The sequence below is a fragment of the Paracoccus aerius genome, assembly GCF_014656455.1.
Lineage (GTDB): Bacteria > Pseudomonadota > Alphaproteobacteria > Rhodobacterales > Rhodobacteraceae > Paracoccus > Paracoccus aerius.
Genome location: NZ_BNCL01000004.1, coordinates 181,477 through 208,341 on the forward strand (window position 1 = coordinate 181,477; position 26,865 = coordinate 208,341).

Annotated in this window: 28 protein-coding genes; 9 read left to right on the forward strand and 19 right to left on the reverse strand. The window is 67.0% G+C overall.

Annotation, left to right across the window (positions count from 1 at the left end; genetic code table 11):
• Positions 1 to 4 precede the first annotated feature (4 nt).
• The 8 genes from IE224_RS06900 to chvE (IE224_RS06935) all read right to left on the reverse strand — a co-directional run bounded on the left by IE224_RS06900 (position 5) and on the right by chvE (IE224_RS06935) (position 10,151).
• The gene (locus tag IE224_RS06900; protein ID WP_191308989.1) at positions 5 to 1,519 is read right to left on the reverse strand and encodes an aldehyde dehydrogenase (NADP(+)); all 1,515 of its coding nucleotides are present in this window, start codon (positions 1,517 to 1,519) and stop codon (positions 5 to 7) included.
• 10 nt (positions 1,520 to 1,529) lie between these two features.
• Positions 1,530 to 2,441 carry a Gfo/Idh/MocA family protein gene (locus IE224_RS06905; protein WP_191308991.1) on the reverse strand — a complete coding sequence of 304 codons (912 nt, stop codon included), beginning with the start codon at positions 2,439 to 2,441 and terminating at the stop codon, positions 1,530 to 1,532.
• Positions 2,441 to 4,183, reverse strand: coding sequence for an L-arabinonate dehydratase (gene araD, locus IE224_RS06910; RefSeq protein ID WP_191308993.1), 1,743 nt, complete (start codon positions 4,181 to 4,183; stop codon positions 2,441 to 2,443). The genes IE224_RS06905 and araD overlap by 1 nt, the downstream gene beginning before the upstream one ends.
• Before the next feature lie 9 nt (positions 4,184 to 4,192).
• Complete coding sequence (gene araD1, locus IE224_RS06915; RefSeq protein WP_167623000.1) at positions 4,193 to 5,182, reverse strand: AraD1 family protein; 990 nt, start codon at positions 5,180 to 5,182, stop codon at positions 4,193 to 4,195.
• Positions 5,183 to 5,186: 4 nt separating this feature from the next.
• Entirely contained in the window at positions 5,187 to 6,392 is a 1,206-nt protein-coding gene (gene mmsB, locus IE224_RS06920) for a multiple monosaccharide ABC transporter permease (protein ID WP_167623001.1), read from the reverse strand.
• Positions 6,389 to 7,921 carry a multiple monosaccharide ABC transporter ATP-binding protein gene (gene mmsA / locus IE224_RS06925; RefSeq protein ID WP_191308995.1) on the reverse strand — a complete coding sequence of 511 codons (1,533 nt, stop codon included), beginning with the start codon at positions 7,919 to 7,921 and terminating at the stop codon, positions 6,389 to 6,391. Before mmsA ends, mmsB begins: the two co-directional genes overlap by 4 nt.
• Positions 7,922 to 7,973: 52 nt before the next feature.
• Positions 7,974 to 9,017, reverse strand: a complete 1,044-nt coding sequence (chvE, locus tag IE224_RS06930; RefSeq protein ID WP_229849290.1) for a multiple monosaccharide ABC transporter substrate-binding protein — start codon at positions 9,015 to 9,017, stop codon at positions 7,974 to 7,976.
• Between the two features lie 81 nt (positions 9,018 to 9,098).
• Entirely contained in the window at positions 9,099 to 10,151 is a 1,053-nt protein-coding gene (gene chvE / locus IE224_RS06935; protein WP_191308999.1) for a multiple monosaccharide ABC transporter substrate-binding protein, read from the reverse strand.
• Positions 10,152 to 10,271: 120 nt separating this feature from the next.
• On the opposite strand from chvE (IE224_RS06935), the gene IE224_RS06940 reads away from it, so the two are divergent.
• Positions 10,272 to 11,216, forward strand: coding sequence for a LysR family transcriptional regulator (locus IE224_RS06940; RefSeq protein ID WP_167623005.1), 945 nt, complete (start codon positions 10,272 to 10,274; stop codon positions 11,214 to 11,216).
• Here the strand turns inward: IE224_RS06940 and IE224_RS06945 are convergent.
• The 11 genes from IE224_RS06945 to fliF all read right to left on the reverse strand — a co-directional run bounded on the left by IE224_RS06945 (position 11,194) and on the right by fliF (position 20,310).
• Positions 11,194 to 11,997 (reverse strand): ABC transporter permease, encoded by an 804-nt coding sequence (locus IE224_RS06945; RefSeq protein ID WP_191309001.1) that lies wholly within the window; start codon positions 11,995 to 11,997, stop codon positions 11,194 to 11,196. The genes IE224_RS06940 and IE224_RS06945 overlap by 23 nt on opposite strands.
• Complete coding sequence (locus IE224_RS06950) at positions 11,994 to 12,875, reverse strand: ABC transporter permease (RefSeq protein WP_191309003.1); 882 nt, start codon at positions 12,873 to 12,875, stop codon at positions 11,994 to 11,996. The genes IE224_RS06945 and IE224_RS06950 overlap by 4 nt, the downstream gene beginning before the upstream one ends.
• Entirely contained in the window at positions 12,868 to 13,932 is a 1,065-nt protein-coding gene (locus IE224_RS06955) for an ABC transporter ATP-binding protein (protein WP_191309005.1), read from the reverse strand. The genes IE224_RS06950 and IE224_RS06955 overlap by 8 nt, the downstream gene beginning before the upstream one ends.
• 50 nt (positions 13,933 to 13,982) lie before the next feature.
• Positions 13,983 to 15,107, reverse strand: a complete 1,125-nt coding sequence (locus tag IE224_RS06960) for an extracellular solute-binding protein (protein ID WP_191309007.1) — start codon at positions 15,105 to 15,107, stop codon at positions 13,983 to 13,985.
• Positions 15,108 to 15,237: 130 nt separating this feature from the next.
• Complete coding sequence (locus tag IE224_RS06965) at positions 15,238 to 15,783, reverse strand: biotin transporter BioY (protein WP_167623010.1); 546 nt, start codon at positions 15,781 to 15,783, stop codon at positions 15,238 to 15,240.
• A gap of 1 nt (position 15,784) precedes the next feature.
• Entirely contained in the window at positions 15,785 to 16,402 is a 618-nt protein-coding gene (locus IE224_RS06970) for a CbiQ family ECF transporter T component (RefSeq protein WP_191309009.1), read from the reverse strand.
• The gene (locus tag IE224_RS06975) at positions 16,377 to 17,144 is read right to left on the reverse strand and encodes an energy-coupling factor ABC transporter ATP-binding protein (RefSeq protein WP_229849276.1); all 768 of its coding nucleotides are present in this window, start codon (positions 17,142 to 17,144) and stop codon (positions 16,377 to 16,379) included. The genes IE224_RS06970 and IE224_RS06975 overlap by 26 nt, the downstream gene beginning before the upstream one ends.
• Before the next feature lie 61 nt (positions 17,145 to 17,205).
• The gene (fliP, locus tag IE224_RS06980) at positions 17,206 to 17,925 is read right to left on the reverse strand and encodes a flagellar type III secretion system pore protein FliP (protein WP_167623012.1); all 720 of its coding nucleotides are present in this window, start codon (positions 17,923 to 17,925) and stop codon (positions 17,206 to 17,208) included.
• Complete coding sequence (locus tag IE224_RS06985; protein WP_191309011.1) at positions 17,922 to 18,179, reverse strand: FliM/FliN family flagellar motor C-terminal domain-containing protein; 258 nt, start codon at positions 18,177 to 18,179, stop codon at positions 17,922 to 17,924. Before IE224_RS06985 ends, fliP begins: the two co-directional genes overlap by 4 nt.
• Positions 18,167 to 18,757 (reverse strand): hypothetical protein, encoded by a 591-nt coding sequence (locus IE224_RS06990; protein WP_191309013.1) that lies wholly within the window; start codon positions 18,755 to 18,757, stop codon positions 18,167 to 18,169. Before IE224_RS06990 ends, IE224_RS06985 begins: the two co-directional genes overlap by 13 nt.
• Positions 18,754 to 20,310 carry a flagellar basal-body MS-ring/collar protein FliF gene (gene fliF / locus IE224_RS06995; RefSeq protein ID WP_268939179.1) on the reverse strand — a complete coding sequence of 519 codons (1,557 nt, stop codon included), beginning with the start codon at positions 20,308 to 20,310 and terminating at the stop codon, positions 18,754 to 18,756. Before fliF ends, IE224_RS06990 begins: the two co-directional genes overlap by 4 nt.
• Before the next feature lie 118 nt (positions 20,311 to 20,428).
• Between fliF and IE224_RS07000 the strand changes: the two genes are divergently transcribed.
• From IE224_RS07000 to flhB, 8 genes are read left to right on the forward strand one after another with little or no spacing between them, the layout of a single operon-like run.
• Positions 20,429 to 20,902 (forward strand): flagellar basal body-associated FliL family protein, encoded by a 474-nt coding sequence (locus IE224_RS07000; protein WP_191309015.1) that lies wholly within the window; start codon positions 20,429 to 20,431, stop codon positions 20,900 to 20,902.
• Entirely contained in the window at positions 20,899 to 21,261 is a 363-nt protein-coding gene (locus IE224_RS07005; RefSeq protein ID WP_229849279.1) for a hypothetical protein, read from the forward strand. Before IE224_RS07000 ends, IE224_RS07005 begins: the two co-directional genes overlap by 4 nt.
• Positions 21,248 to 21,796 carry a MotE family protein gene (locus IE224_RS07010; protein WP_229849280.1) on the forward strand — a complete coding sequence of 183 codons (549 nt, stop codon included), beginning with the start codon at positions 21,248 to 21,250 and terminating at the stop codon, positions 21,794 to 21,796. Before IE224_RS07005 ends, IE224_RS07010 begins: the two co-directional genes overlap by 14 nt.
• A gap of 10 nt (positions 21,797 to 21,806) precedes the next feature.
• Positions 21,807 to 22,673 (forward strand): flagellar motor stator protein MotA, encoded by an 867-nt coding sequence (gene motA / locus IE224_RS07015; protein WP_191309017.1) that lies wholly within the window; start codon positions 21,807 to 21,809, stop codon positions 22,671 to 22,673.
• Positions 22,673 to 22,957: a hypothetical protein gene (locus IE224_RS07020; protein WP_191309019.1), complete on the forward strand. Its 285-nt coding sequence runs from the start codon at positions 22,673 to 22,675 to the stop codon at positions 22,955 to 22,957. The genes motA and IE224_RS07020 overlap by 1 nt, the downstream gene beginning before the upstream one ends.
• Positions 22,954 to 25,047 (forward strand): flagellar biosynthesis protein FlhA, encoded by a 2,094-nt coding sequence (locus IE224_RS07025; protein WP_191309021.1) that lies wholly within the window; start codon positions 22,954 to 22,956, stop codon positions 25,045 to 25,047. Before IE224_RS07020 ends, IE224_RS07025 begins: the two co-directional genes overlap by 4 nt.
• Positions 25,044 to 25,802 carry a flagellar biosynthetic protein FliR gene (locus IE224_RS07030; RefSeq protein ID WP_191309023.1) on the forward strand — a complete coding sequence of 253 codons (759 nt, stop codon included), beginning with the start codon at positions 25,044 to 25,046 and terminating at the stop codon, positions 25,800 to 25,802. The genes IE224_RS07025 and IE224_RS07030 overlap by 4 nt, the downstream gene beginning before the upstream one ends.
• Entirely contained in the window at positions 25,799 to 26,860 is a 1,062-nt protein-coding gene (gene flhB, locus IE224_RS07035; RefSeq protein WP_191309025.1) for a flagellar type III secretion system protein FlhB, read from the forward strand. Before IE224_RS07030 ends, flhB begins: the two co-directional genes overlap by 4 nt.
• Positions 26,861 to 26,865: the final 5 nt, after the last annotated feature.

Genomic DNA, 26,865 nt, shown 5'->3' on the forward strand with positions numbered 1-26,865 from the left:
GGGCCTAGAGGCCCCGCAAATCCTCGGGCAACAGCGCCTCGGGGATGTTCTGGTAGCTGACCGGGCGCAGGAAACGGCGGATTGCCATGGTCCCCACGCTGGTCGCGCCGAAATTGGTCGATGCCGGATAAGGGCCGCCGTGGACCATCGCGTCCGCGACCTCGACCCCGGTGGGCCAGCCATTGGCCAGGATCCGGCCCGCCTTCTGTTCCAGGATCGGCATCAGCCGCCGCGCCAGGTCGGTGTCGCCGTCATCCATGTGCAGCGTGGCGGTCAACTGACCTTCCATCGCCAGGGCCACGTCCAGCATCTGCTGGTCGTCGGACACGGTGACGATGATTCCCAGCGGGCCGAACACCTCCTCGGCCAGGGTGTTGTCGCGCAGGAATTCCTCGGCCGTGGTCTTGTAGATCGACGGCAGGGCGTTGCGGCCCTCGCTGACCCCCTCGAAGATCGGCGTGGCGATCCCGGCGGCGCGATTGGCGCCCGCACGATAGGCCTCGGCGATGCCGTCGGTCAGCATGATCTGCGGTGCCGACTTGGCCACGATGTCGCCTGCCGCCTTGGCAAAGGCGTCGGCCAGCACGCCCTTGGGCATCACAAGCAGGCCGGGATTGGTGCAGAACTGGCCCGCACCCATGGTCAGGCTGCCCGACCAGCCCTCGGCCAGCTTGGCGCCGCGCGCGGCAAGCGCATGGGGCAGGACGAAGCCGGGGTTGATGCTGCCCAATTCGCCGAAGAAGGGGATCGGCTCGTGCCGGGCGGCGCAGAGGTCGAACAGGGCGCGGCCGCCGCGCAGGCTGCCGGTGAAGCCCACGGCCTTGATCAGCGGGTGCTGCACAAGTGCCGCGCCGACCGCATGGCTGTCGCCGTGGATGAAGCTGAACACGCCTGCCGGCATTCCGGTCTCCTGGATCGCGGCATGGATGGCGTCGGCCACGATTTCCCCGGTGCCGGGATGGGCGGGATGCCCCTTGACGACGACCGGGCAGCCCGCGGCCAGCGCCGAGGCCGTGTCGCCGCCCGCGGTCGAGAAGGCCAGCGGGAAGTTCGAGGCGCCGAAGACCGCGACCGGGCCGATGGGCCGCTGCATCAGGCGCAGGTCGGGACGCGGCAGGGGCTGGCGGTCGGGCAGCGCCGGATCGACGCGGCGGTCGAGGTAGTCGCCCTTGCGGATATGGTCCGCGAACAGCCGCAACTGGCCGGTCGTGCGGCCGCGTTCGCCCTGAAGCCGCCCCTCGGGGAGGCCGGTTTCCGCCGTGCCGATGGCGGTAATGGCCTCGGCCCGCGCCTCGATCTGGTCGGCGATGGCTTCAAGAAAGCGCGCCCGCTCCTCGCGGCTGGTCGCCGAATAGGCGAGAAAGGCTTCCTCGGCCGCCTGGACGGCGCGGTCGACCAGATCCACGGTTCCCGCGCTGAATTCATGAACAGGGCCGTGGGCGGGCGAGGATCGGAAGGTTCCCTCTCCCGTCAGCCATTCGCCTGCGATCAGATGTTTGCCGTGGGGGGTGAAGGTCATTGCATTATCCTCAGAATTGGAAGTCCGCGACGGTATTCCGCCGCCCGAGGGTGAAGGCATCGGCCACAAGGACCATGGGCGCAAGGTCCGCGTCCGATTTTCCTTCGCCTACCAGCTTTGCCATCCGTGCATAAAGCGCGGGGTATTCGCCCATGATGTCGTCGGCGCCCTGCACATGCCGGCCGTCGATTTCCAGCCGGTTGCCGCCCATGCGCAGCGCCATCTGCCCGGCATCCGTTTGGAACTCCATGTCCCAGGTCTGCGGGCCTTCCTGGCGGAAGTCGAAGTCGGCGCCGACCCCCTGGCTGAACTGCAACCGCGCGGCGATTGGGGCCTGGCGGTTGGCCGGGAAGTCCAGGTCGGCGGACAGCAGGCGCACCGGCTGGGGCAGGATGGCGGTCAGGATCGACAAGGCGTTGATCCCCGGATCGAAGACACCCATGCCGCCTGCCTCGAAAATCCAGTCCTGGCCGGGATGCCACTTGCGCACGTCCTCGCGCCAGATGATCCGGCCTTCGTGGACGGTCTTGCCCGCCAGCCAGTCGCGCGCGGCAGCCACGGCCATCGCCATGCGCGAATGCCAGGTGGCATAGATCGTGACGCCCTGCCGTTCAGCCAGGTCGCACAGCGCGTGAACCTCGGCCAGGGTGGCGCCGGGGGGCTTTTCCAGCATCAGGTGGCGGCCCGCGCGCAGCACGGCCTGCGCCGCCTCGAACCGCGGCACGGGCGGCAGGCACAGGCTGACCACCGGGATGTCGGGCCGCGCCTCCAGCATGGCGTCGATGTCCGTGAAGGCCTCGACGCCATCGACCGTGCCCTTCCGGCTGACGGTCGCGGCCAGATCCCAGTCCGGGCTGGCATTCAGCGCCGGCACATGCTGGTCCAGCGCGATCTTCCCGATGCCGACCAACGCGATCTTCATCAGTGGCTGTCCCGTCCGACCGGGTTGCCGCGGCAGCCCTTGAGGAAGTCCAGATCCGCCCCGGTATCGGCCCCTTCAACATGCGCCTGGTGCAGCCAGGCATAGCCGCTGGCCGGCAACTCGTGGCTGGGCCGCCACTCGGCCAGGCGCAGGGCCAGTTCCTCGTCCGAAATGTCCAGGTGCAGGCGGCGGTTCGGCACGTCCAGTTCGATCATGTCGCCGTTTCGGACCACGGCCAAGGGGCCGCCTGCCGCGGCTTCGGGGCTGGTGTGCAGGACAACTGTGCCGTAGGCCGTGCCCGACATGCGCGCGTCGGAAATCCGCACCATGTCGGTGATGCCCTTGCGCAGCACCTTGGGCGGCAGGCCCATGTTGCCGACCTCGGCCATGCCGGGATAGCCCTTGGGGCCGCAGTTCTTCATCACCATCACGCAGGTCTCGTCGATATCAAGCGCCTCGTCCTCGATCCGGGCCTTGTAGTCGTCGATATCCTCGAACACGACCGCGCGGCCGCGATGGACCAGCAGATGCGGGCTGGCGGCGGACGGTTTCAGCACCGCGCCCTTGGGCGCCAGGTTGCCGCGCAGCACGGCGATGCCGCCCTGGGCCATCAGCGGGCGGTCGGCGGGCAGGATCACGTCCTCGTTCCAGTTGACGACATCCTTGACCTCGTCCCAGATCGAGGAGCCGCTGACGGTCAGCGCGTCCTTGTGCAGCAGCCCGGCCTCGCCCAGCCGTTTCAGCACGACCGGCAGGCCGCCGGCATAGAAGAACTCCTCCATCAGGTATTGGCCCGACGGCATCAGGTTCACGATGGTCGCCACGTCCCGCCCGCAGCGGTCCCAGTCATCCAGCGTGATGTCCACGCCCACCCGGCCCGCGATGGCCAGCAGGTGGATCACCGCATTGGTGGACCCGCCGATGGCGCCGTTGGTGCGGATGGCGTTCTCGAAGGCAGCCCGCGTCATGATGTCGGAAGGCTTCAGGTCGTCCTTGACCATCTGCACGATCCGACGGCCCGACAGTTGCGCCATCACGCGGCGGCGGCTGTCCACGGCGGGGATCGCGGCATTGCCCGACAACGCCATGCCAAGCGCCTCGGCCATCGACGCCATCGTGGACGCCGTGCCCATCGTGTTGCAGGTGCCGGTGGACCGCGACATGGAGGCCTCGGCCTCCAGGAACTCCTCCTGCGTCATCTCTCCGGCCTTCACGGCCTCGCTGAACTTCCACAGATGCGTGCCCGATCCGACGCGTTCGCCCCGGAAATATCCGTTCAGCATCGGCCCGCCGGTGACGACGATCGACGGGATGTCGGTGGACGCCGCGCCCATCAGCAGGGACGGCGTGGTCTTGTCGCAGCCGACCAGCAGGACCGCACCGTCGATGGGCTGGCCGCGCATCGTTTCCTCGACCGCAAGGGCGGCCAGGTTGCGGAACATCATCGCGGTGGGACGGAAGGTGTTTTCGGATGCGGAAAAGACCGGAACCTCGACGGGGAAGCCGCCGGCCTCCCAGACGCCCGCCTTCACCTTCTCGGCCAGTTCGCGCAGATGGCCGTTGCAGGGGGTCATGTCGGACCAGGTGTTCATGATGCCGATGACGGGGCGCCCGTCGAACAGGTCATGGGGCCAGCCCTGGTTCTTCATCCAGCCGCGGTGATAGATCGTGTCGCGCGAGGTGCCGCCATACCAGTGCTGGGAACGAAGCTGGCGGGGCCAGGGGGCGGGTTTGAACGTCATCTTGAGCCTCTAGAGAGTGGCGACGGCGACAGGGATTTCGCCGTTCTGCTGCTGGTCCAGCGGGTTTGACAGGGGCAGGCCGAAGGCGGGCGCCTCGATCTGGAAGACATCGCCCGACTGCGCCTTGACGCCATCCGCGAAGGACAGCGTCGCGGTGCCGAAGAAATGCACATGCACGTCGCCCGGCTGGCGGAACAGCGCATATTTGAAGTGGTGGTGTTCCAGGTTCGCCAGCGAATGCGACATGTTGGATTCGCCCGACAGGAAGGGCTTTTCCCAGATCGCCTGTCCGTCGCGCAGGATGCGGCTGGTGCCTTCCACATGCTGCGGCAGATCGCCTACCAGCATCTCGGGGCCATAGCTGGCCGGGCGCAGCTTGGAATGCGCCAGCCACAGGTAATTGCCGCGTTCGGTCACATGGTCGGAAAACTCGTTGGCAAGCGCAAAGCCCAGGCGGAAGGGCGTGCCGTCCGGGCCGATCAGGTAAAGGCCAGCGATTTCCGGCTCCTCGCCTGCGTCCAGGGCGAAGCCCGGCGAGACCAGGGGCGCGCCGGGGGCAATCGCATTCACGCCATTGCCCTTGTAGAACCATTCAGGCTGAACGCCGGCGGCCCCGTTCTGCGGCTTGCCCCCTTCCAGCCCCATGCGGAACATCTTCATGCTGTCGGTCAGCGCCTCGGCGTCCGTCTTGGCATGCATCGAGTTGCGTGTGGCGGCGCTGCCCAGATGCGTCAGCCCGGTGCCGGTCAGGTGCAGGTGCGCCGGATCATCGTGGTCCAGCGGCAGCAGCACCCGGCCTTCGGCCAGGGCGGCGGCCAGATCGACGGCCTCGCCCTGGCCGCGTGCCCTTACCTCGGCCCCAAGGCCATGCCCTGCGGCGATGGCGGCCAGGGCCAGATCGCGGGTGGAACGCGCGCCAGGCACGATCCAGGCGCTGTCATTCTCGCGTGCGGCGACAACCCGGTCGCCGCCGGGGCTTTTCAGTTGCGACAGAAACATGGTTCTAGCCTTGCTTGTTCTTGTTGTAGACGTCGAAGATCACGGCGGCGAGCAGAACCAGGCCCTTGATGACCTGCTGGTAGTCGATGCCGATGCCCATGATCGACATGCCGTTGTTCATCACGCCCATGATCAGCGCGCCGACCACGACCCCGATGATGCGCCCCACCCCGCCCGACATCGACGCGCCGCCGATGAAGACCGCAGCGATCACGTCTAGCTCGAACCCGACGCCGGCCTTGGGAGTGGCGCTGTTCAACCGGGCCGTGACGATCATCCCGGCCAGCGAGGCCAGCACGCCCATGTTGACAAAGGTGAAGAAGACCAGGCGTTCGGTCTTGATGCCCGACAGCTTCGCTGCCTTCTCGTTCCCGCCAAGGGCATAGATGCGCCGCCCTGTGGTCGTAGACTCGGTGAAGAAGGCGTAAAGGACGATCAGGACCGACATGACCAGCAGCACGTTCGGAAGGCCCCGGAAGCTGGCCAGCTTCCAGCCCACGAACAGAAGCGCGACTACCACGACGGCATTGCGTGCCCAGAAGAAGCCCGCGGGTTCGGGGGTGATGCCGAACTCGGCCTCGCGGGCGCGGCCACGGATGCCGGTCCAGACGATCGCGGCGGCGGCCACCGCGACCAGGATCAGGGCGGTGAAGTTGGGCTTGTCCGGGCCGAACAGGTCGGGGATGAAGCCGGTGGACAGCGACTGGAAGGACCGCTCGAACGGACCGATGTTCTGGCCGCCCAGCAGCCACAGGGTCAGGCCGCGGAAGACCAGCATCCCGGCCAGCGTCACGATAAAGGACGGGATGCGCCAATAGGCGATCCAGTATCCTTGCGCGGCACCGATCAGCCCGCCCACGACCAGCACGATCGGGATCACCACCAGCACCGGCAGGCCCATCCGCACCATCAGCACCGATGCCACCGCGCCCGTGAAGGCCGCGACCGACCCGACCGACAGGTCGATATGGCCCGCCACGATCACCAGAAGCATCCCCAGGGCCATGATGATGACATAGGAGTTCTGCAGGAACAGGTTGGTGATGTTCTGCGCCGACAGGAAGTCCACCCCCTGGGTCGCGCGCACGATCACGAAGAAGAACAGCACGATGGCGACAAGCGCCAGCATCATCCCGTTCTCGCGAAGATGGCTGCCCAGATGGGCGCCGATGCCTGACGTTGCAGGCTTGTTCGTTTCGGCGGTGCTCATGCAGCCTCCCCCTTCATTCCGTCTTGCAGGATCAGGGCCATGATCCGTTCCTGGCTGGCCTGTTCGCGGGTCAGCTCGCCGGCGATCCGGCCCTCGTTCATGACATAGATGCGATCGCACATGCCCAGAAGCTCGGGCATCTCCGAGCTGATCATGACGACGCCGTGGCCCTGGGCCGCAAGCTCGTTCATGATGTTGTAGATTTCGAACTTGGCGCCCACGTCGATGCCGCGGGTGGGTTCGTCAAGGATCAGCACCTTGGGGTCGGTGAACAGCCACTTGGACAGCACCACCTTCTGCTGGTTGCCGCCCGACAGGTTCACGACCCGCTGGAACACGCTGGGCGTGCGGATGTTCATGACCTTGCGGTATTTCTCGGCCACCTGCTGTTCGCGGCCCCGCGACAGGACCGAGCCCTTGGAGATCCCTTCCAGGTTCGCCAGCGAGATGTTGCGCAGGATCGGCTCGTCCAGGATCAGGCCCAGGACCTTGCGATCCTCGGTCACATAGGCCAGCCCGGCCTCGATGGCGCGGGACACGGTGGACAAGTCGGGCTTGCCGCCCGCCAAGGTCACCTCGCCCTTGATGTCGCGGCCATAGCTTCGGCCGAACAAGCTCATGGCGAATTCGGTGCGGCCCGATCCCATCAGGCCCGCGATGCCCACGATCTCGCCCTTGCGGACGGACAGGGACACGTCGCGGATCACCTGGCGGGGCTGTTCGGGATGCATGACCGACCAGTTCCGCACCTCCATCAGCATTTCGCCGATCTGGGGCGTGCGGTCGGGATAACGGTTGGCCATGTCGCGGCCGACCATGTCGCGGATGATGCGGTCCTCGTTGATCTCGGACCGGTCGAGCGTGGATACGGTCGAGCCGTCGCGGATCACGGTCACGCGGTCGGCGACGCGGCGGATTTCGTTCAGCTTGTGGCTGATGATGATCTGCGTGACGCCCTGCGCCTTGAGTTCCAGCATCAGGTCCAGAAGCTTCTGGCTGTCGTTTTCCTGAAGCGCGGCGGTCGGTTCGTCCAGGATCAGAAGGCGCACGTTCTTGGCAAGCGCCTTGGCAATTTCGACAAGCTGCTGCTTGCCGACACCCAGCTTCTCCACCTTTGTGGTCGGCGCCTCGGTCAGGCCGACCTTGCGCAGCAGCGTTTCGGTCTTCTGGTAGGCCAGCGGCCAGTTGATCACGCCGCCCGTGGCGACCTCGTTGCCCAGAAACAGGTTCTCGGCCACCGACAGCAGCGGGACCAGGGCCAGTTCCTGGTGGATGATGACGATGCCCGCATGTTCGCTGTCGCGGATGTCGCGGAAGCGCGCGGGCTTGCCGTCATACAGGATCTCGCCGTCATAGCTTCCGTGGGGATAGACACCCGACAGCACCTTCATCAGCGTCGACTTGCCTGCACCGTTTTCGCCGCAGATCGCGTGGATTTCGCCTTCGCGGACCGACAGGTTCACGTTGCTCAGCGCCTTGACGCCCGGAAAGGTCTTGGTGATGCCCTGCATCTCGAGGATGGCCGTCATCGTGTTTCTCCCATCGTGAGGTGGTCCCGGCGCGGGCCGGGACCGCCGGGACTTACTTCAGCTGGTCTTCGGTGTAATAGCCCGAATCGACCAGAACCTCTTTCCAGTTCGCCGCCGTGACCGCGACAGGCTCCAGCAGATAGGACGGCACGACCTTGACGCCGTTGTCATAGGTTTCGGTGTCGTTCACCTCGGGCTCGGTGCCCTCCAGCATGGCGTTGACCATGCCGACCGTGACCTTGGCCAGTTCGCGCGTGTCCTTGAAGACCGTCGAATACTGTTCGCCGTCGATGATCGCCTTGATGCCGGGGATTTCGGCGTCCTGGCCGGTGATGATCGGCATCTGCAGGTCGGCCGAGCCATAGCCCACGCCCTTCACGGACGAGATGATCCCGCGCGCAAGCCCGTCATTCGCCGACAGGACGCCATGAACCTCCTTGTCGCCGTAGTTCGCGGACAGGATGTTGTCCATGCGCGCCTGCGCCGTCGCTGCGTCCCACCGCAGCGTGCCGACCGTGTCCAGCCCCATCTGCCCCGAGGGGATCACGATATCGCCCGAATCGATCAGCGGCTGCAGCACGCTCATGGCGCCGTCATAGAAGAAATAGGCGTTGTTGTCGTCGGGGCTGCCGCCGAACAGTTCAACGTTCCAGGGCTTCTGGTCCGGGAAGCGTTCCTTCAAGCCTTCCACCAGCGAAGTGCCCTGCATCACGCCGACCTTGAAGTTGTCGAAGGTGGCGTAATAGTCGACGTTCGGCGTGTCCCGGATCAGGCGGTCATAGGCGATGACCTTGATGTCGGACGCGGCGGCGTTTTCCAGCGCGTTCGACAGCGTCGTGCCGTCCAGGGCCGCGATCACCAGCACCTTCGAGCCGGTCGTGATCATGTTCTCGATCTGGCTCAGCTGCGTCGGGATGTCGTCATTGGCGTATTGCAGGTCGGGCTGATAGCCGGCTTCCTGGAACTGCTTGACCATGTTCTCACCGTCCGCGACCCAGCGCGCGGTGACCTTCTCTGGCATCGAGATGCCCACCTTCTCCTCGGCCGCCACCGCAGCCAGCGGAACCGCCATCGCCATCGCGGCAACGGTCAGCATATGTCTCAGCTTCGTCATTCGCATCCCCTCCCAAGGTGCCGGTCGATCGGGGGGCGGACGCTTCGGCCCGCCCCGCAAGGGTCACTTCAGCTGGTCTTCGGTGTAGTAACCGGAATCGACCAGAGCCTCCTTGATGTTGGCCTTCGTCACCGGCACCGGCTCCAGCAGATAGGACGGCACGACCTTGACGCCGTTGTCATAGGTCTCGGTGTCGTTGATCTCGGGCTCGCTGCCCTTCAGGACGGCGTCGACCATGCCCACGGTGACGCGGGCCAGTTCGCGGGTGTCCTTGAAGATGGTCGAATACTGCTCGTCCGCCTGGATGGACTTGACCGACTGGATCTCGGCGTCCTGGCCGGTCACGATCGGCATCTGCATGTCGCCCGAACCATAGCCCACGCCCTTCAGCGAAGACAGGATGCCGATGGACAGCCCGTCATAGGGCGACAGCACGCCATGGACCTGCTTGTCGGCATAGTTCGACGACAGAAGGTCCATGCGCGCCTGCGCCACGGCCGGATCCCAGCGCAGCGTGCCCACGGTCTCCATCCCGGTCTGGCCGGATCCGATCACGATGGATCCGTCGTCGATCAGCGGCTGGATCACGGACATCGCGCCGTCATAGAAGAAGAAGGCGTTGTTGTCGTCGGGGCTGCCGCCGAACAGTTCCACGTTCCAGGGCTTCACGTCCGGGAAACGCTCTTTCAACCCGTCAACTAGGGTGGTCGCCTGCTGGACGCCGACCTTGAAGTTGTCGAAGGTCGCGTAATAGTCGACATGCTCGGACCCGCGGATCAGGCGGTCATAGGCGATGACCTTGATGTCGGCGGCGGCGGCGTTCTCCAGGGCGTTCGACAGGGTCGTACCGTCGATGGCGGCGATCACCAGGACGTCCACCCCCTTGGTGATCATGTTCTCGACCTGGGCCAACTGGTTCGGGATGTCGTCCTCGGCATATTGCAGGTCGGTCTCGTAGCCTGCTTCCTGCAACTGCTTGACCATGTTGTTGCCGTCGTCGATCCAGCGGGCCGAGGATTTCGTCGGCATGGCGATGCCAATGGTTTCGGCCATGGCACCGGTCGCAAGCCACGATACCCCGATCGCCAATGCGACCGCAGCGGTTCTGAACGTCATCTTTATCCTCCCTGCGCGCGGCATCGGTGGCCGCGCATCCTCCAAAGGTCAGAAAGATGTAGCGCAAAGGTGGCATGACGGTAAAATGAGAAAATAGACACCCTGCATACCCAAATAGATATGTCATTTCGCGCGCTCAAACCCGCCCAGCTTCGCCTGGTCCATGAAATCGCCCTGCACGGCCAGTTGCAGATGGCGGCGGACCAATTGGCCATGACCCAACCTGCCGCATCCCGGATGCTGGCCGATGCCGAACGCCAGGTCGGCGCCGCCTTGTTCACCCGCCAGCCCAAGGGGATGGAGCCGACCGAGATCGGCACCGCCGTCCTGCGGCGCGCCCGCGTCATCCTGCGCGAGATGGCCAGCATCGAGGCCGACGTGAATGCCCTGCGCGGCGGCTATGCCGGGTCGGTGCGGGTCGGCGCGGTGACGGGTCCTGCGATCAGCTATCTTGTCAGCGCGATCCGCAGCATCAAGGAAGAAAGCCCCGGCGCCGACATCACCGTGGACGTGATGCCTTCGCGAGAGTTGCTGATGCAGCTGGCGGCCGGCGAGATGGACTTCGTGCTGGGTCGCATCCTGCCGGATTTCGACAGCGACAGCTTCAACATCCTGCCCATGTCGGATGAAAAGGTGGCCCTTATGGCCCGCGCGGATCACCCGCTTGCCCGCGCGCAACTGGTCACGCTGACCGAACTGGCAGGCCAGGAATGGATCATGCAGCAGCGCGGCGCCCCCATCCGCGAGGCCACCCTGGCGGCCTTTGCGGGCGTGGGCCTGTCCGAGCCCGCCAACATCGTCAACAGCCCCTCGCTGTTGCTGACCATTGCCTATCTTGCGCAGACCAACGCGATCACGCCGGTCTCGCACGAGGTGGCAGAGCTTCTGATCCAGCCGCCCGTGGGGGCGGGCTTCACCATCATCCCGACGCCCCGGCCCATTCGCGTGTCGCCCTATTTCCTGCTGGACCTGAAGCGACGCCCCTTGTCGCCCCTGGCCAAGCGCCTGCGCGACGCGGTGGCGCAGATGTCGCGCAGCCCGATCAGGGACGCGGCCGCGCTGTGACCTGCCGGCGCCGGGCGATCTCGTATGCGATGGCGCCGATGATCGTGGCGGCAATGATGACCAGGGCCAGGGCGTTGACGGCCGGCGTCAGGCCCGTGCGGACCTTGGTGGCGATGAAGACGGTCAGGGGCGTCTCGAACCCGCGCACGAACAGCGTGGTGTTGTAGTTTTCCACCGATTGCAGGATCGCAAGTCCCCCGGATGCCAGCAGCGCAGGCCGCAGGAAGGGCAGCAGCACCCGGCGGAAGACCATCACCCGCGACGCGCCAAGGCCAAGGGCCGCTTCTTCCTGCGTGCGGTCGAAGCGTTGCAGCCGGGCCATGACCATCAGCATCACATAGCAGATGATGAAGGTCGTCTGCGCCACCACGATCAGCGCGATCCCGCCGCCGACGCCCACCTGCCGCCACAGGATCAGGGTCGAGATCCCGATCACCACCCCCGGCGTCAGCAGGGGCGAAACCATCACCGCATAGGCCATGCTGCGCGCCCGCGAATGCAGCGTCGTCAGCACCAAGGCGGCAGCCGTGCCCACCGGCAGCGCCACGACCACCACCAGCACCGCCACGATGGCCGAGGTCAACAGCGCCTTCCACATCGCCGCGTCCGCCCACATCGCGGAGAACCAGTCCAGCGTCGTGCCCTGCCAGGGGATCACCGTCGGAAAGCGGCTTTCGTTGAAGGCCGCGATCCCCATGATCAGCAGCGGCGCGAACAGATAGGCCACGAAAGCCAGCAGATAGAGGACGAACAGTCCCCGAAAGATCCGGTCCGCCGTCATTTCGCCACATCCGTCAGGTTGACCCGCGCGATGCGCAGCGTGACCAGGACCACGGCCAGGCACAGGACCAGCAGCGTCAGCGCATAGGCCGCGCCGCGGTTCCAGTCGCCGCCCTCGAAGAACCAGTTGTAGATGATCTCGGTGAACCAGCGGCTGCCGGGGCTGCCCAGCAGCGCGGGCGCGACATAGGATCCGGCGGCCAGCATGAAGGTGAAGACGCAGCCCGTTGCAATGCCCGCCTTGGCATGCGGAATGACGACCCGCCAATGGGTCCGCCAGGTGGGCGATCCCAGATCGCGCGCGGCTTCAAGCTGCGACCGGTCAAGGCTTTCGATGGCGTTGTAGATCGGCAGCAGCATGAACAGGATATAGGCATAGACCATCCCCGCCAGCACGCCGCCATCGCCCTGCCAGCGGATCGGCGCGTCGATCAGCCCGATCCCCTGCAGCGCCGCGTTCAACGGCCCGCGATAGGCCAGCAGGATGAACCAGGCCAGCGTGCGCAGCACCTCGTTGATGAAGAAGGGGATGATGACCAGCATCAGCGCGACGGACAACTGCCCCGGAGTCGCGCGCTGCGCCATCCAGAAGGCGATGGGATAGCAGACGACCAGGGTCACCGCCGCGACCAGGGCGCTTGCCCAGATGGTCTTGAAGAAGATCGCGCGATGCACCCCTTCGTTCGCCAGATAAAGGAAATTGTCCAGCGACCAGGCATCGGCCTTGGTCCCGATCTGGGCGGGGGGCAGGTTCGGGCGCAGGGCATAGTCGATCATCATCAGGTTCGGCGCCAGCACCATGGCCGCCAGCCAGATCAGCACCAGCGACAGGAAGATCGTCGCAAGCCCGCCCCCGAAGCGCGCGTAAAGATCACGCATCGGCCAGAACCACCGCATGTTCGGGGGCAAAGAAGAAGCTGGAATCGCTGCCCGGCGCGGGGGCATCCGCCAGCCGGGTCGAAGGCACAGCCGCCGTCAGCGCGGCCCCATCCGCGAACTGGCCGTGGATCAGGGCGAAGGCGCCCTCGAAATCCATGCGGCTGACGCGGGCGCGCAGGGTATTGGCGCCGACACCGGGCATCAGCGCCTCGGGCCGGACATAGAGTGTCGCGCCCTGGCCGATGGCAAGGTGGCCGTCGGCGCGCCCGTGCAGCGGACCAAGCGCGGTATCGACGCGGGCGATGCCGTCGCCGATGGCGCTGACCCGGCCCGTGATCGCATTCGTCTCGCCCACGAAGCGGGCGACGAAGGGGGTCGCGGGGTTGTCGTAAAGCTGGCGCGGGGTGGCGACCTGCTGCAACAGGCCCGCCGACATGACCGCCACGCGGTCCGACATGGCAAGCGCCTCGGACTGGTCATGGGTGATGTAGATGAAGGTGACGCCAGTGCGTTTCTGCAGCGCGCGCAGTTCCGCCCGCATGTGCTGGCGCAGCTTCAGATCCAGGGCCGACAGCGGCTCGTCCAGCAGCAGGACGCCCGGTTCCACCGCAAGCGCGCGGGCAATGGCGACACGCTGGCGCTGCCCGCCCGACAGTTCGCCCGGCATCCTGTCGCCGTATCCCTCAAGCGCGATCAGACGCAGAAGTTCATCCGCCCGCTTGCGCCGCTCGGCCTTGCCCAGGCCGCGCGCTTCCAGCCCGAAGGCGATGTTTTCCCAGACCGGCATCAGCGGGAACAGCGCCAGCGACTGGAAGATCATCGCGGTCGGCCGCTGGTTCGGACCCAGCCCGCGCATGTCCTTGCCGCCGATCAGGACGCGCCCCTCGGTCGGCTCCAGAAAGCCGGCGATCATCCGCAGGATGGTGGTCTTGCCGCAGCCCGAGGGCCCCAGGATCGAAAAGAACTCGCCCGGCTGGACCGTGAAGGACACGTCGCTGACCGCGCGCGTGGTCCCGAAGCTCATCCCGATCCCGTCAAGCTCTACCGAATGCGACATCCATCCCTCGTCTTGTTGGGGACAGGGGGATGACCCCTGTCCCGCGATTGTCAGGCCGACAGGAAGCGGTCCTGATATTCGTTGCGCTTTGTGATGTACCAGCTTTCCTGGATCGGCCACCACCACAGCTTGTCCAACGCGTCGCCTGGATAGGCCGCAGCGAAGAATGCCTTGGCCTCGTCCGACAGCAGGTCCGCAGACCCCACCGCGGTCGAGTTGATCGAGGTCGCGTTGGTATACATCGCGCCCGCTTCCGGCGTCAGGAACCAATTGATGAAGGCGTAGGCCGCATCCAGGTTCTCGGCCCCCGCAGGGATCGACAGGCCTTCCATCCAGGCAAGCGCGCCTTCCTTGGGCGCGATGAAGCCCACGGGCAGGCCTTCCTTGGCCAGGGCCGCAGCGGTCGAATCCCAGGTCTGGCCCACGGCCGCGCCGTTGACGCGGAAGGCGCCCTGGGCCTCGTTCTCGTTGTTCCAGAACTGGATGATGTTGCCCTTGCGGGCCACGGCCTCGGCCAGGATCACGTCGAAGATCTCGGTCTGGGCTTCGGGGCTGGTGAAGGCGTCCAGAAGCGGGCGAGGCAGCTTGCCCTCGGCTTCCAGCCACAGGCCCAGCCCCACCAGGGCGGAATGGGCGCGCACGGTGGCCTTGCCTGCCGCCGCCTCGCCCCAGATGTCGCCATAGGAGGCGCTGCCATACTCCAGCGGCATCTGGTCTCGGTCGAAGGCCACGGCCTCGGTCCCCCAGTCGGTCGGCACCTGGTAACGCTTACCATCCACCACCGCACCCAGCTTGGTCGAGTTTTCCCAAGCCGAGGGCAGCACCTTCGCCACCTCGATCTTGGCTTCGTCCAGGGGCTGGATCAGGCCAAACTCGACATAGTTCGGCACCCTGTCCACGGTCGGCCAGATCAGGTCGAAGCCGCCGCCGTTGTTGGCGCGCAGCTGGTTCAGCAGTTCGTCGTTGGTGCCATAGGGCGTGAAGTTCGGCGTAATGCCGGTGGCGTCCTTGAAGGCGCCCAGGATCTCGTCGTTGAGATAGCCTGCCCAGGCAAAGATGTTCAGCGTGCCCGACCCTTGGGCAAAGCCCGGACGTGCCACCAACGGCGCGGCGAGTGCCAGCCCCGCGGCGGCACCCGCGCCCTTCAGAAGCCCGCGGCGATCAAGTCTGTTCATAATTCGTCCCCCGGTTGCGCCGCCTTCCGGGCCTTGCCCGCAGGCGGCATGATCCATCGGCGAAAGCATAGCCGCGCGGCATGACAGGTCAAAGACTGATCTGATGTTGCTTGAAAAAATCCGCTCCCCTCTACGGGCGCGACAGCAGGCTGGCCGGACGCGACCGCGCCAGAGCCTGGGTGATCAGCCCGGTCAGCACCGCCTTGATCAGGTCACCGGGGAGGAAGGCCGTGACCAGAGCCGCGCATTCCGCCAGGGTCTTGTTCAGCGCGATCGACATGCCGACGATGCCAAAGCCATACATAACCACGATCCCGCCGATGATCGAGGCCATCGCCACCGTCACCGCCAGCGGACCTGTCCGCCAGCGTTCCACGATCAGCCCGATCACGAAGGCCGCCACCGGCCAGCCCAGGAAAAAGCCCGAGGTGGGCGCGACAAAGGCCCCCAGCCCGCCGCGCCCGCCCGCCAACAGCGGCAAGCCCAAAGCCACAAGCGCCATGAACAGCAGCACTGCAAGCGCCCCGCGCCGCGCACCCAGGATTGCACCTGCCAGCATGACGCCCATGCTTTGCGCGGTGATGGGCACGCCGAAGGCCAGCGTCAGGCTGGGAATCAGCCCCAGGGCCGCGATCAGCGCGGCAAACAGCGCGATCCGGGTCATGTTGCGTTCCATTTCAGTTCCTCCGATGGATGTCGGGCAGAATCCCGCCCCGCGCGCGCAAAGCTTCTGCGACATGGTCCGCGTCGTCCAGTGCCAAGGCGGCCATCGGCATCACGATCCGCCAGCCCGGACGCCGCCGCGACCGCGCCCGCCAGGACATCGCCAGCCGCTGGCCGTTTTCCACCAGCATCGGCGTGAAGCGCAAGACCATGGCAATGGCCAGTTCCACCGCGCGGGTGGACAGGCCAAGCCGGCGCAGCGGCGCCAGCAGCCATGTCATGATCGCGATCATGTCGGTCAGCCGCGTGGTCATGGTCACGAAATTCGCCAGCGCCAGCGCGGCTAGCAGCCGCAGGGCAATGGCGGCGCCCGCCTGCGCCTGCCCGGTCACTCCATGCCAGACGGCGATCAGCAGCAAGAAGGGCCAGAGCATCCGCAGGTGGCGCAGCCCCTGTGCGGCAAAGGTCAGACCGGCCGACAGGTACAGCACGGCAACCGCAAGCGTCGCCACTGCAATCATGAAGGGCTCCAGAAGGAACAGGGCCAGGGTCGCGATCGACAATGCCAGCAGCTTGGCGCCTGCCGGAATCCGATGCGCCCATGTCTCAACCGGAGAGGTGAGCGAGATCATCCATCCCTCCCCATTCCAGCATCCGCGCCTCGAAATGGGGCAGCACGTCGGCAGGCGGGCCGTCCGCCACAAGCTGCCCCTGTTCAAGCCACAGGATCCGGTCGAAGCCGCGCAGTTGCGCCGGATCATGGGTGACCATCACCACCTGCGCGTCAATGCCATCCAGATAGCGCATCAGTTGCATCCGCGTCGGGATGTCGAGGCCCGAAAACGGCTCGTCCATCACGATCACCCCCGGCCGCATCGCCAGAACGGACATCAGGCAAAGAAGCTGCTTCTGGCCCTGCGACAGGCTGTGCGTGGCGGCCCCCGCCCAATGGGCCTTGCCGAACCGCTGCAGGATCGCCTGCGCCCCGGCATCGGCCTCGCGCGGGGGATGGCCCTGCTGGGTCAGGCCGAAGGCGACTTCCTCCAGGACGGTGGGGAAAATGATCTGGTGGTCAGGGTTCTGGAAAATGATTCCGACAGCGGCCAGGGCCGCGCGGCGGTCGCGCGCCATGTCCAGCCCGCCGATCCGCGCCTCGCCGTCGTTCGGCTCGATCAGTCCGGCCACGACCCGCGCCAGCGTGGTCTTGCCGGACCCGTTGCGCCCGACGATGCCCACCCGCGGCTCGGACAGCTGGGCCGAGATCCCGTGCAGGATCCGCCGGCCCGACAGGCTGACGCCCACCGCGCGCAGTTCCACGCTCATGGCGCGCCGGTCCCGGCGTGCCGCCCGGCTGATCGTGATGCCATCTCCCAAGCCTCCTGAAGCTTGGCTCGCATCTGCCCCGGATGGGCGCCCGACGCAACGGGCACGGCACTTATTGATAGCTTCGGACCAGTGCCCCGGCGATCATCGTCCAGCCGTCCACGGCCACGAAGAAGGCCAGCTTGAAGGGCAGCGACACCACCACCGGCGGCACCATCATCATCCCCATCGACATCAGCACGGCCGAGACCACCAGGTCGATGATCAGAAAGGGCAGCGCGACCAGGAAGCCGATCTCGAAGGCCCGCTGGATTTCCGACAGCATGAAGGACGGGATCAGCACCGAAAGCTGCGTGCTGCGGTCGCCGCTGCCGGGCGCGATCTCGGCCAGCCCCGCCAAGGTGTCGGGGTCGGTGCGGGCGGCCATGAAGTCCTGAAAGGGAACGATGCCGCGGCGGATGGCCTCGCCCAGGGTGATCGCGCCTTCCTGCAGGGGGGCGCCGGCGACGGACCAGGCTTCGCGGAACACCGGGTCCATGATGAACCAGGTCAGGAACATGGCCAGGGCGACGATCAGCATGTTCGGCGGCGAGGATTGCAGCCCGATCGACTGGCGCAGGATCGACAGGACCGTGACGATGAAGGGAAAGCAGGTGACCATGATCGCGATGCCGGGCGCCAGCGACAGCGCCGTCAGCGCCCCCACCAGCAGCACGGCGTTCTGCCCCAGCCCCTGCCCCACCTGCTGGGCCAGGGGTCCAAAGGCATCCTGCGCCAAGGCAGCCGCCGGCAGCGCCGCCAGGAATGCGGCAAGGGCGGCGCGACGGATCATGCCGCGCCGGGCGCGGGCAGGATGCGCACGCAAAGCCGGTCCTCGGCCGAGCCGTCGGCGGTCAACTCGCCCCGTGCGATGACCTTGTCGCCCACGCAGATCTCGACCCCTTCGTCGATGGACTGGTCCAGCAGCAGGATGTCGTCGGGCCGCAGCGCCGCCAGTTGCGCGACGGTCTGGCGGGTGCGACCCAAGCGCACCGTCACCTCGACCTGAATGGCGTCGGTGTCGATCAGGTGGTTCAATGCGTCCATAATGTCTCGTCTCCGTCAGGTTTGGGTCCGGTGATCTCGGACAGCAGCGCGCGGATGTCATTGGCCACGCGCGCGGGATCAAGGTCGATCCTGCCGCCCTGCAGCGACAAGGAGATGCGGTCGCCGTCGCTGTCGGTGACCTCGATCCCCCCAAGGCCGCAATCGGCCAGGCATCGATCCACCATCGCGCGCAGGGCAGGACTGCAGGCGATGCTGGCGCGCAACGGCTGGCCCTGCCGGGACAAGCGCAGCAGTTCCTCGGTCAGCGCGGCTTCGAGGCGGCGCGAGTCGGCGGCTGGCACCAGGCAGTCGAGGATCTGCGACAGGATCGGCGCCAGGGCCGCCACGGCCTCGCAGCGCAACTCGGCCCGGCGGGCGTCCTCATCGGTCAGCGCGCGGGCCAGGCGTTCCAGCCCCGCATTCAGCGTCCGCGCCTGTTCGTCCTGCTGGCGCGCCATGCCTTCGGCCAGCCCGTCGGCAAAGGCCTGGTCCAGCGCCTCGCGGCTGAAGGTCAGGGCCGCGCCCTGGGCCGCCACCGCGGCGCTGAAGGATTCGAGTTTGAATGCCGCAAGGGTCAATGCGCGTTCTCCTTGTTGTCGATCCAGCCGGTCAGGATCTTGACGCTTTCGTCATGGCGTTCCTTCATCATGCTGCGCAGCCGGGCCACCGGATCGCCCGGGGGAAGCGCCAGATGTTCGGGGGCGGACTGGGCCAGCGCAGGTTCGGGCAGGATCTCGGCCGCGGGCATGATCGTCCCGGTAAGGGCCGGCGCCTCCAGCGGGGGTAGGCTGTCATCCAGCGCGGGCCGGGCGCGAGCCTTCAGCACCGGGCGCAGGACCAGGAACACGACTGCCAAAGCGAAGACCCCGATCAGCCCGATCCGCGCCAGACCGTTCAGTTCCAGCCGGTCGATCCAGCCGGGCGCGGCGGCGGTCCCGCCCTCGCCCAGGCCCGCGAAGGGCAGCGACTTGACGGTGATCTGGTCGCCGCGCGCCTCGTCATAGCCCACGGCAGATGCCACCAGCTCGCGCAGCACGTCCAACTCGCCTTCGCTGCGCGGCACCATCTGCATCTCGCCCTGGGCGTTTTCGGCGGCCACGCCGTTGACCAGCACCGCGACGGTCAGCCGCCGGGTCGACCCGGGCTGGCGCGACACTTCGCGGGTGACGCGGGTCACTTCATAATTGGCCTGCTGCCGGGTTTCCTGCCGATTCGCCTCGGACCGGTCGCCCTGGGCCTGGTCTGCATCGGGCAGGTTCGAGGCCGCCGTGACCGCCCCGGTCCCCGTTGAATTGCTCTGGTCGGTGGTTTCCTCGGTCACCTGGGAAATCAGAGCGCGGCTGTCGGGATCGAAGCGCTGCTCGGTCAGCATCTCGGTTTCCGTGACCACGTCCAGGTTCAGCTCGACGATGGCGTTGCCGATGCCGACATGGGGTTCCAGGATCCGCTCGACATTGCGCTTGATCTCGGCGGCGCGGTCGGCGCCGGGCTCATCCTCGCCCGAGGCGACGATGCCGTTCTTGGTATCGATCACCGTGACAGCTTCAGGTGTCATGCCCGGCACCCCCGAGGAGATCAGGTATTTCAGCGCCGCCGCCTGGTCGCGGCTGATGGACTGGCCGTTCGTGCCGATGGTGACCGACGCGCTGCCCTGCCCGTCGCGGCGGTATCCGCGCCCGGTCGCGATCGCCAGGTGGACGCGCGCGGTCTTGACGTTGGGCAGCGCCAGGATGGTGCGGGCCAGTTCGCCCTCCTTCGCGCGCCAATAGGCGGCGTCGAACATCTGCGAGGTGGTGCCAAAGCCCGACATCCCGTCCAGCAGCTCATAGCCCGCGCCACCCGCGGCAGGCAGGCCCTGTGATGCCAGATCCATGCGCAGCTTGTCGCGGCTGGCGGCATCGACCCAGATCGCATCGCCCCGCACCTCATAGGGGACACCCGCGCGTTCGATCCCCGCCACCACCTCGCCCGCCTGGGCCGCATCGAGGCCGCCGTAAAGCAGGCTCATCGAAGGCCGGTTCGCCAGCCAGGCAAAGCCCGCGATGGCAAGGAATGTGGTCAGAAACGCCGCCACCAGGACGGCTTTCTGCTGAGAGCTTCGCTCTGTCCAATAGTCCTGCAGTTTTTGCAAAACCGGCCCTTTCGAATCAGCGTCAGGTTCCTTTGTCCCGCCGTTGATGACACGGGCGTCATTAAGAATTGGTTAGTCGCGGGGTGCTAATTCCGTCTTGTCACGACGGAGAATCACCATGACCGATGCGACCGCGAACCTGGCAGCCGATCCGCCCAAGGCATCGGCCAAGAAGAAGCTGATCCCGATCCTGGCGGCGCTGCTGCTGGCCGGGGGCGGCTTTGCCTCGACCTATCTGGGGCTGTGGTCGCCCGCGGCCCTTCTGGCCCCGCAAGAGGAAGCGCCGGTTCTTCCCTCGGTCGTCTTCGTGACGGTGCCCGTGATCGAGTTGAACATCCCCGGCGGGTCGGGCCGCAGCCTGGTCCTCGCCGCCAGCCTGGAAACCGACGGCACCCACCAGGCCGAGGTCACGCACCTGATGCCGCGCATCCTGGACAGCTTCACGGGCTTCCTGTCGGGCATCGATCCCGCCGCCTATGACAAGCGCGGCGTTCTTGAAATCATCCGGGCCGAGCTTCTGGCGCGCACCCGCTATGTCCTGGGCGAAACAGCCGTCAAGGACCTGCTGATCACGGAGTTTCGCTTCAAATGATGACCCTCGAACATGTCTTTCAGGCCGCGCTGCTGGCGGCGTCGCTGGGCCTTGGCGCCTTTTGCCTGACCCTGTCGCGCAGGCTGCGGCGGCTCAACGACCTGGAAACGGGCCTGGGCGGCGCGATCGCCGTCATGGCTTCGGAAGTGGACCGCCTGGACCGCGCCATCCGCGAGGCCAAGGACGAGGCCACCGCGGCGGGCCAGGCCCTGTCGGCGGAAATCACGGCGGCGCGCAAGGAACGCGCGCTGTGGGATCTGCGCCAGAAGATCACCCAGGCCCAGGCGCCCGTCGCCGTGCCCGCCCCCGTCATCCCGATGCGGCGGTTGCGCAAGCGGGTGGTGAATGCCGATGCGTAGGTCGATCCTGACGATGCTGACCCTGGCCTTTGCCGTCCCCGCCGGGGCCGCGCTGTGGCAGGCGCAGGATCTGTCGCGCTTTTTCGCGGCTTCGGCCAGTTCGAGCGACCTGCTGCAAGGCTGCACCGACGTCCCCGAAGCCGTGGCCCTTGCCACCGAGTTGCGCGACCGCGCCCTGCGGATCGAGCGCTACATGGAGGCGCTTGATACCCGCAAGGCAGAGATCGCCACTGCCGAGGCGGCGCTGAAGGCCCGCGCGACCGAACTACGCCAGCAGAAATCCGGCATCCAGACGCGCCGCGACGGCGCCTCGCAGGCGGTGCGCGAGGATATCGACCGCCTTGTCGCGGTTTATGACCAGATGAAGCCTGCCGAGGCGGCGGCAGTCCTAACCAACCTGCCTCCCGACTTCGCCGCCGAAATCCTGATGCGCGTCCAGCCGGAAAACGGCGCCCGCATCATCGCCTCGGTCGAGCCGCGCCAGGCCGCCCTGCTGACCGCCCAGATGGGCGCGCGCAGCGTCCGCAACGACTAGGAGATAGCCCATGTTCGGGATCGTTGGAATCGTCGTCACCTTCGCGATGGTCTTCGGGGGCTATATCCTCGCCGGGGGCAAGATGGGCGTCATCACCCATTCGCTGCCCTTCGAGATGATGATGATCGGCGGCGCGGCCATCGGTTCCTATCTGCTGTCCAACGACAGCCATACGCTGAAGCACACGCCGAAAGGGATCATCCAGGCCTTCAAGGGGTCGAAATGGACCGAGGCCGATCATCAGGACGTGCTGTGCCTGATGTTCCAGCTGCTCAAGATCGCGCGCGAGAACCCGGTCGCCCTGGAGCAGCATATCGAGAACCCGAAGGACTCATCGGTCTTCGCGGCCTATCCGCGGCTTCTGGCGGATCACGACGTGGTCTCGCTGATCGCGGACACGCTGCGTTCGGCCAGCCTGAACTATGACGATCCCTACCAGGTCGAGGAGATGCTGGCCCGCCGCCTGACTGGCCTGCGCGAGGATTCGATGCATGTGCCCCATGCCCTGCAAAGCATGGCCGACGCCTTGCCCGCGCTTGGCATCGTCGCGGCCGTGCTGGGCGTCATCAAGACCATGAGCGCGATCGACCAGCCGCCCGCCGTCCTGGGCGGAATGATTGGCGGCGCCCTGGTCGGCACCTTCCTGGGCGTGTTCCTGGCCTATGGCTTCGTGGCGCCCCTGGCTGCCCGGCTGGGCGGCGTCATCAAGCAGGACCTGGCCTTCTTCGATGTCATCAAGTCGGTCCTGATCGCGGGCCTGCACCAACACGCAACCAATCTTTGCGTCGAGGTGGGGCGCCAGACCGTGCCCGACCATGTCCGCCCCAGCTTCGACACGCTGGAGGCCGCGCTGCGCGACCTGAAGAAGGCCGCGTGATGCTGGGGGCCCTGGTCATCGCCCTTGGGGTTTCCGGCGCGGCTTCGGCCGAGAGGCCGATGCTGCCCCCCGCCGCCGCCCTGGCCGAGGACGCCACCGGCTGGCTTCTGGACGGAGAGCCGCTGCCCCCCGACTATCGCCTCCGCCTGCTCGCCATGCCGCCCGAGGCGCGCCTGCAAGCCCTGGTCTTCCTGCGCCGGGCGGGGTTGCTGACCGCCGATGCCTGGCCCCTAGCCGACATCCTGAACCCCGCGCCCGCCGCCCCCGAAAAGGAGGCAGAATGACCGCCGCCATCCGCGCAAGGCCCCGCCGGCAGATCGACGCCTCGGTCCTGGTCACGGGCGGGCTGGTGCTGATCGTCATCTCGATGGTAATCCCGCTGCCCCCGTCGGTGCTGGACCTCGGCTTCGCCCTGTCCATCGCGGCGGCCGTGCTGGTCCTTGTCATGGCATCGCTGGTGGACCGGCCCACCGACTTCCAGGCTTTTCCGATGCTGCTGCTGATGACGCTGGTGATCCGGCTGTCGCTGAACGTGTCCTCGACCCGGCTGATCCTGACGCAGGGCCACACCGGCACGGACGCCGCGGGACATATCATCAACGGCTTCGCCAGCTTCGTGGCCGGAGGATCGCTGATGGTCGGGCTGACGGTCTTTGCCGTCATTTCCATCGTGAACTTCATGGTCATCACGAAGGGCTCGGGCCGCATGGCCGAGGTGGCCGCCCGTTTTGCCCTGGATTCGCTGCCCGGCAAGCAGATGGCAATCGACGCCGACCTGAACTCGGGCGCGATCGACCACCAGGAAGCCAAGAACCGCCGTCTTCGCGACCAGCAGGAGATCAATTTCTTCGGCTCGCTGGACGGGGCGTCGAAATTCGTCAAGGGCGATGCGGTCGCGGGCATCGTCATCACGCTGGTCAACCTGCTGGTGGGCCTGGGCATCGGCATCGTCGCCCACAAGATGCCGGTGGGCCAGGCGATGGCGACCTATTCGCATCTGACGATCGGCGACGGCCTGGTGGGCCAGATCCCTGCCGTCATCACGTCCATGGCGGCGGCGCTGCTGCTGTCGCGGGGCGGGGCGACCGACACGACCACGCGGCTTCTGTCCAGCCAGTTGATCCGCAGCTGGCAGCCCGCCGCGGTTGTCGCGGCGGCGATGCTGCTCATGTCCTTCGTGCCGGGGATGCCGCGCGTGCTGTTCCTGGCCATCGCCGCGGCCCTGGCCCTTGGCGGCTGGCACCTGCACCGCAAGGCACAGGCGGCCGCGATCGCCCTGCCCGACCTGCCGGCAGAGACCGCCGCATCCCGGCCCGCCGCCCGCATCGGCGACGTGCTGGACACCGACGAGATCAGCGTCGAGATCGGCACCGACCTGGTGCTGATCGCGCTTGACCAGGCGCGGGGGCTGGGCAGCCGGATCACCAACCTGCGCATCCATATCGCGCGCGCCTATGGCCTGATCCTGCCCGATGTCCGCATCACCGACACGGACGAGCTTTATCCCGGCGACTACCAGATCCGCATCCATGGCGTGGTGCGCGGCCGCGGCAGCCTGCGGCCTGGCAGGGTCCTGGCACTTGGGCCGGACCATGTCCTGCAGGGCCTTCCCGGCGATGCGGTGCGCGAACCCGTCTATCTCAGCCCCGCCCGCTGGATCGACCGCGAGGATCAGGACGATGCCGCGACCCAGGGCGCGACCGTGGTGACCCCGATGGAGGTTCTCTCGACCCACCTGATGGAGGTCGTGAAGGCCAACCTGTCGTCCCTGCTGACCCTTGGCGCGATGCAGCGCCAGATCGAGGAGTTGAAGTCCCTTTCCGACACGGGGCGCGCAGACCGCAACCGGCGCTATTTCGACGGCATGATCCCCGACAAGGTTTCGCCCGAGACCCTGCTGGCGGTCTTGCGCGCGCTGCTGGACGAGAAGGTCTCGATCCGCAACCTGCCGCTGATCGTCGATGCCATGGCCGAGTTCCAGGGCATCGAGTCGATCGAAACCGTCTACGAGCTGGTCCGCAAGCGGTTGCGCGGGCAGATCACGCAGCAATACAGCGACCCCTCGGGCGGCATTTCCGCCCTGCAACTGCATCCCGCATGGGAGGCCGAGTTCGTCCGCGCCGACAGCGAAACCGGCCGCGCGGGCGGCGGCGCCCTGACCCCGGCCCTGTCGCGCAAGCTGCTCGAGGCCGCGCGCCGGGCAATGGCCACGGTCGAGCCCGCGTTGCAGACCGTGCTGGTGGCCCCCGACCACCGCCGCCGGATGCTGCGCGCGGTTCTGGGATCGAACGGCATCGCCATCCCGGTCCTGGGCCTCGAGGAGATCGATCCCGGGGCCGAACTGCGTCTGGTCGGCACGATCGAGGTCGGATGATGTGGGACGAGCTGGGCCAGTTGCTGCCGGGGTTCAACTGGACATGGGTGCTGGTCTATCTGCGGGTGCAGGCCCTGGTGCTGGTCCTGCCGGGACTGGGCGAACGGGTCCTGCCGATCCGCGTCCGCGCCGCGGCGGCCCTGGCGGTCACGCCGATGCTGGCGGGCCTTGCACCGCCCGCCGCGGCACCCGGGGATGTCGTGGCAACAGTGGCTCAGGCCGCGGGCGAGACGCTGATCGGCCTTGCCGCAGGCATGGGCCTGCGGCTTCTGGCGCTGTCGCTGGACATCGCCACCTCGGCCATTGCGGCGACCGCGTCCTTGTCGCAGCTGATCGGCGGCCAGAACGAGGCCGCGCCCCATCCCATCGGCAACATGATCCACCTGGCCGGGATCGCCGTGCTGATGGCCCTGGGCCTGCCGGTGATGCTGGTCCACCTGATGGCCGACAGCTTCGGCGTCTGGCCGCCGGGCGGATGGCCCGATGCCCAAGGGCTTGCGTCCGAGGCGATCCGGCTTGTCGCCCGCAGCTTCTGGATCGCCATGCTTCTGGCCGCGCCCTTCACGCTGGGCGGCTTCATGTTCCAGGCGCTGTCGGGCGTCATCAACCGGGTCATGCCCGCCCTGCCGGTGATCTTCATCGGATCGCCCGCCGCGATCATGCTGGCGCTTGGGGCGCTTGCGCTGCTGGCGCCGGTGCTGGTCGCGCTTTGGGCCGATGCCGTGCTGGGCCATATGCTGCCGGGGGCGCCATGAGCGAGGAGAACGACGACAAGCCCTTCGAGGCGTCCGAGCAGAAGCTGCGCCGCGCCCGCGAAAAGGGCGACATCCCGCGATCCCCGGAACTGAACGTCGCCGCGATGTATCTGGGCGCCTGGCTGGCCTTCGCGGTCGGCGCGGGCCTTGCCGTCAAGGCCTGGCTGGCGATGGCCACCCGCGCCCTTGGCTCGGAAGGCTGGGCGCCGGGTTCGACCGGCGCCATCGCCGCGGCGCTAGGCCAATATGCCGGCTGGGCGGCCTTGGCCCTGGCGGCGGTGCCAAGCCTGGTGATCCTGGTGGCGCTGATCGCTGGTCGCGGACTGGTCTTTGCGCCGCAGAAGCTGGCCTTCGACCTGAACCGGATCAACCCGGTCAAGACCGCCGCGCAGAAGTTCGGCAAGTCCGGGCTGGTCACCTTTGGCATCTCGCTGGCCAAGGCGGCCCTGGTTTGCGCGGGCGGCTGGCTGCTGTTCCGCAGCCTGCTGGGCCACCTGATGGCAAGTCCGCTGGCCGGGGACCGCTGGATCGCCGACCTGGGGGTGATGCTGGGCCGGGTGCTGGGGCTGGCGCTTGCGGTTTCCGTCCTGATCGCGGGGCTGGACATGGGCTGGCAATGGTTCGACCACCGCCGCAAGAACCGCATGTCCCGCAAGGAGATGGAGGACGAATACAAGGATTCCGAGGGCGACCCGCATTTCAAGGCCGCCCGCCGCCAGCGGGCCATCGAGATCGCCACCAGCCAGATGCTGGCCGATGTCGCGAAGGCCGACGTGGTGATCGTGAACCCGACCCACTACGCCGTGGCCCTGGAATGGAAGCGCGGCAGCGGCCGGGCGCCCGTTTGCCTGGCCAAGGGCACCGACGAGGTCGCGGCCCGGATCCGCGAACGCGCCAAGGACAACCGCGTGCCGATCTGGTCCGACCCGCCCTGCGCCCGCGCGATCCATGCCACGGTCGAGATCGGCCAGGAAATCCGCCGCGAACAGTTCGCCGCCGTTGCCGCCGCGATCCGCTTCGCCGAGAAGATGAGAGAAAAGGCGCGGGCCGGATGGTAAGCACC

Excerpts from the sequence above, each read along its gene's own strand:
- IE224_RS06900 (WP_191308989.1), bottom strand. The coding sequence starts at position 1,519 with ATGACCTTCACCCCCCACGGCAAACATCTGATCGCAGGCGAATGGCTG.
- IE224_RS06905 (WP_191308991.1), bottom strand. The coding sequence starts at position 2,441 with ATGAAGATCGCGTTGGTCGGCATCGGGAAGATCGCGCTGGACCAGCAT.
- araD (WP_191308993.1), bottom strand. The coding sequence starts at position 4,183 with ATGACGTTCAAACCCGCCCCCTGGCCCCGCCAGCTTCGTTCCCAGCAC.
- araD1 (WP_167623000.1), bottom strand. The coding sequence starts at position 5,182 with ATGTTTCTGTCGCAACTGAAAAGCCCCGGCGGCGACCGGGTTGTCGCC.
- mmsB (WP_167623001.1), bottom strand. The coding sequence starts at position 6,392 with ATGAGCACCGCCGAAACGAACAAGCCTGCAACGTCAGGCATCGGCGCC.
- mmsA (WP_191308995.1), bottom strand. The coding sequence starts at position 7,921 with ATGACGGCCATCCTCGAGATGCAGGGCATCACCAAGACCTTTCCGGGC.
- chvE (WP_229849290.1), bottom strand. The coding sequence starts at position 9,017 with ATGCTGACCGTTGCCGCGATGGCGATGGCGGTTCCGCTGGCTGCGGTG.
- chvE (WP_191308999.1), bottom strand. The coding sequence starts at position 10,151 with ATGACGTTCAGAACCGCTGCGGTCGCATTGGCGATCGGGGTATCGTGG.
- IE224_RS06940 (WP_167623005.1), top strand. The coding sequence starts at position 10,272 with ATGTCATTTCGCGCGCTCAAACCCGCCCAGCTTCGCCTGGTCCATGAA.
- IE224_RS06945 (WP_191309001.1), bottom strand. The coding sequence starts at position 11,997 with ATGACGGCGGACCGGATCTTTCGGGGACTGTTCGTCCTCTATCTGCTG.
- IE224_RS06950 (WP_191309003.1), bottom strand. The coding sequence starts at position 12,875 with ATGCGTGATCTTTACGCGCGCTTCGGGGGCGGGCTTGCGACGATCTTC.
- IE224_RS06955 (WP_191309005.1), bottom strand. The coding sequence starts at position 13,932 with ATGTCGCATTCGGTAGAGCTTGACGGGATCGGGATGAGCTTCGGGACC.
- IE224_RS06960 (WP_191309007.1), bottom strand. The coding sequence starts at position 15,107 with ATGAACAGACTTGATCGCCGCGGGCTTCTGAAGGGCGCGGGTGCCGCC.
- IE224_RS06965 (WP_167623010.1), bottom strand. The coding sequence starts at position 15,783 with ATGGAACGCAACATGACCCGGATCGCGCTGTTTGCCGCGCTGATCGCG.
- IE224_RS06970 (WP_191309009.1), bottom strand. The coding sequence starts at position 16,402 with ATGATCTCGCTCACCTCTCCGGTTGAGACATGGGCGCATCGGATTCCG.
- fliP (WP_167623012.1), bottom strand. The coding sequence starts at position 17,925 with ATGATCCGTCGCGCCGCCCTTGCCGCATTCCTGGCGGCGCTGCCGGCG.
- IE224_RS06985 (WP_191309011.1), bottom strand. The coding sequence starts at position 18,179 with ATGGACGCATTGAACCACCTGATCGACACCGACGCCATTCAGGTCGAG.
- IE224_RS07000 (WP_191309015.1), top strand. The coding sequence starts at position 20,429 with ATGACCGATGCGACCGCGAACCTGGCAGCCGATCCGCCCAAGGCATCG.
- IE224_RS07005 (WP_229849279.1), top strand. The coding sequence starts at position 20,899 with ATGATGACCCTCGAACATGTCTTTCAGGCCGCGCTGCTGGCGGCGTCG.
- IE224_RS07010 (WP_229849280.1), top strand. The coding sequence starts at position 21,248 with ATGCCGATGCGTAGGTCGATCCTGACGATGCTGACCCTGGCCTTTGCC.
- motA (WP_191309017.1), top strand. The coding sequence starts at position 21,807 with ATGTTCGGGATCGTTGGAATCGTCGTCACCTTCGCGATGGTCTTCGGG.
- IE224_RS07020 (WP_191309019.1), top strand. The coding sequence starts at position 22,673 with ATGCTGGGGGCCCTGGTCATCGCCCTTGGGGTTTCCGGCGCGGCTTCG.
- IE224_RS07025 (WP_191309021.1), top strand. The coding sequence starts at position 22,954 with ATGACCGCCGCCATCCGCGCAAGGCCCCGCCGGCAGATCGACGCCTCG.
- IE224_RS07030 (WP_191309023.1), top strand. The coding sequence starts at position 25,044 with ATGATGTGGGACGAGCTGGGCCAGTTGCTGCCGGGGTTCAACTGGACA.
- flhB (WP_191309025.1), top strand. The coding sequence starts at position 25,799 with ATGAGCGAGGAGAACGACGACAAGCCCTTCGAGGCGTCCGAGCAGAAG.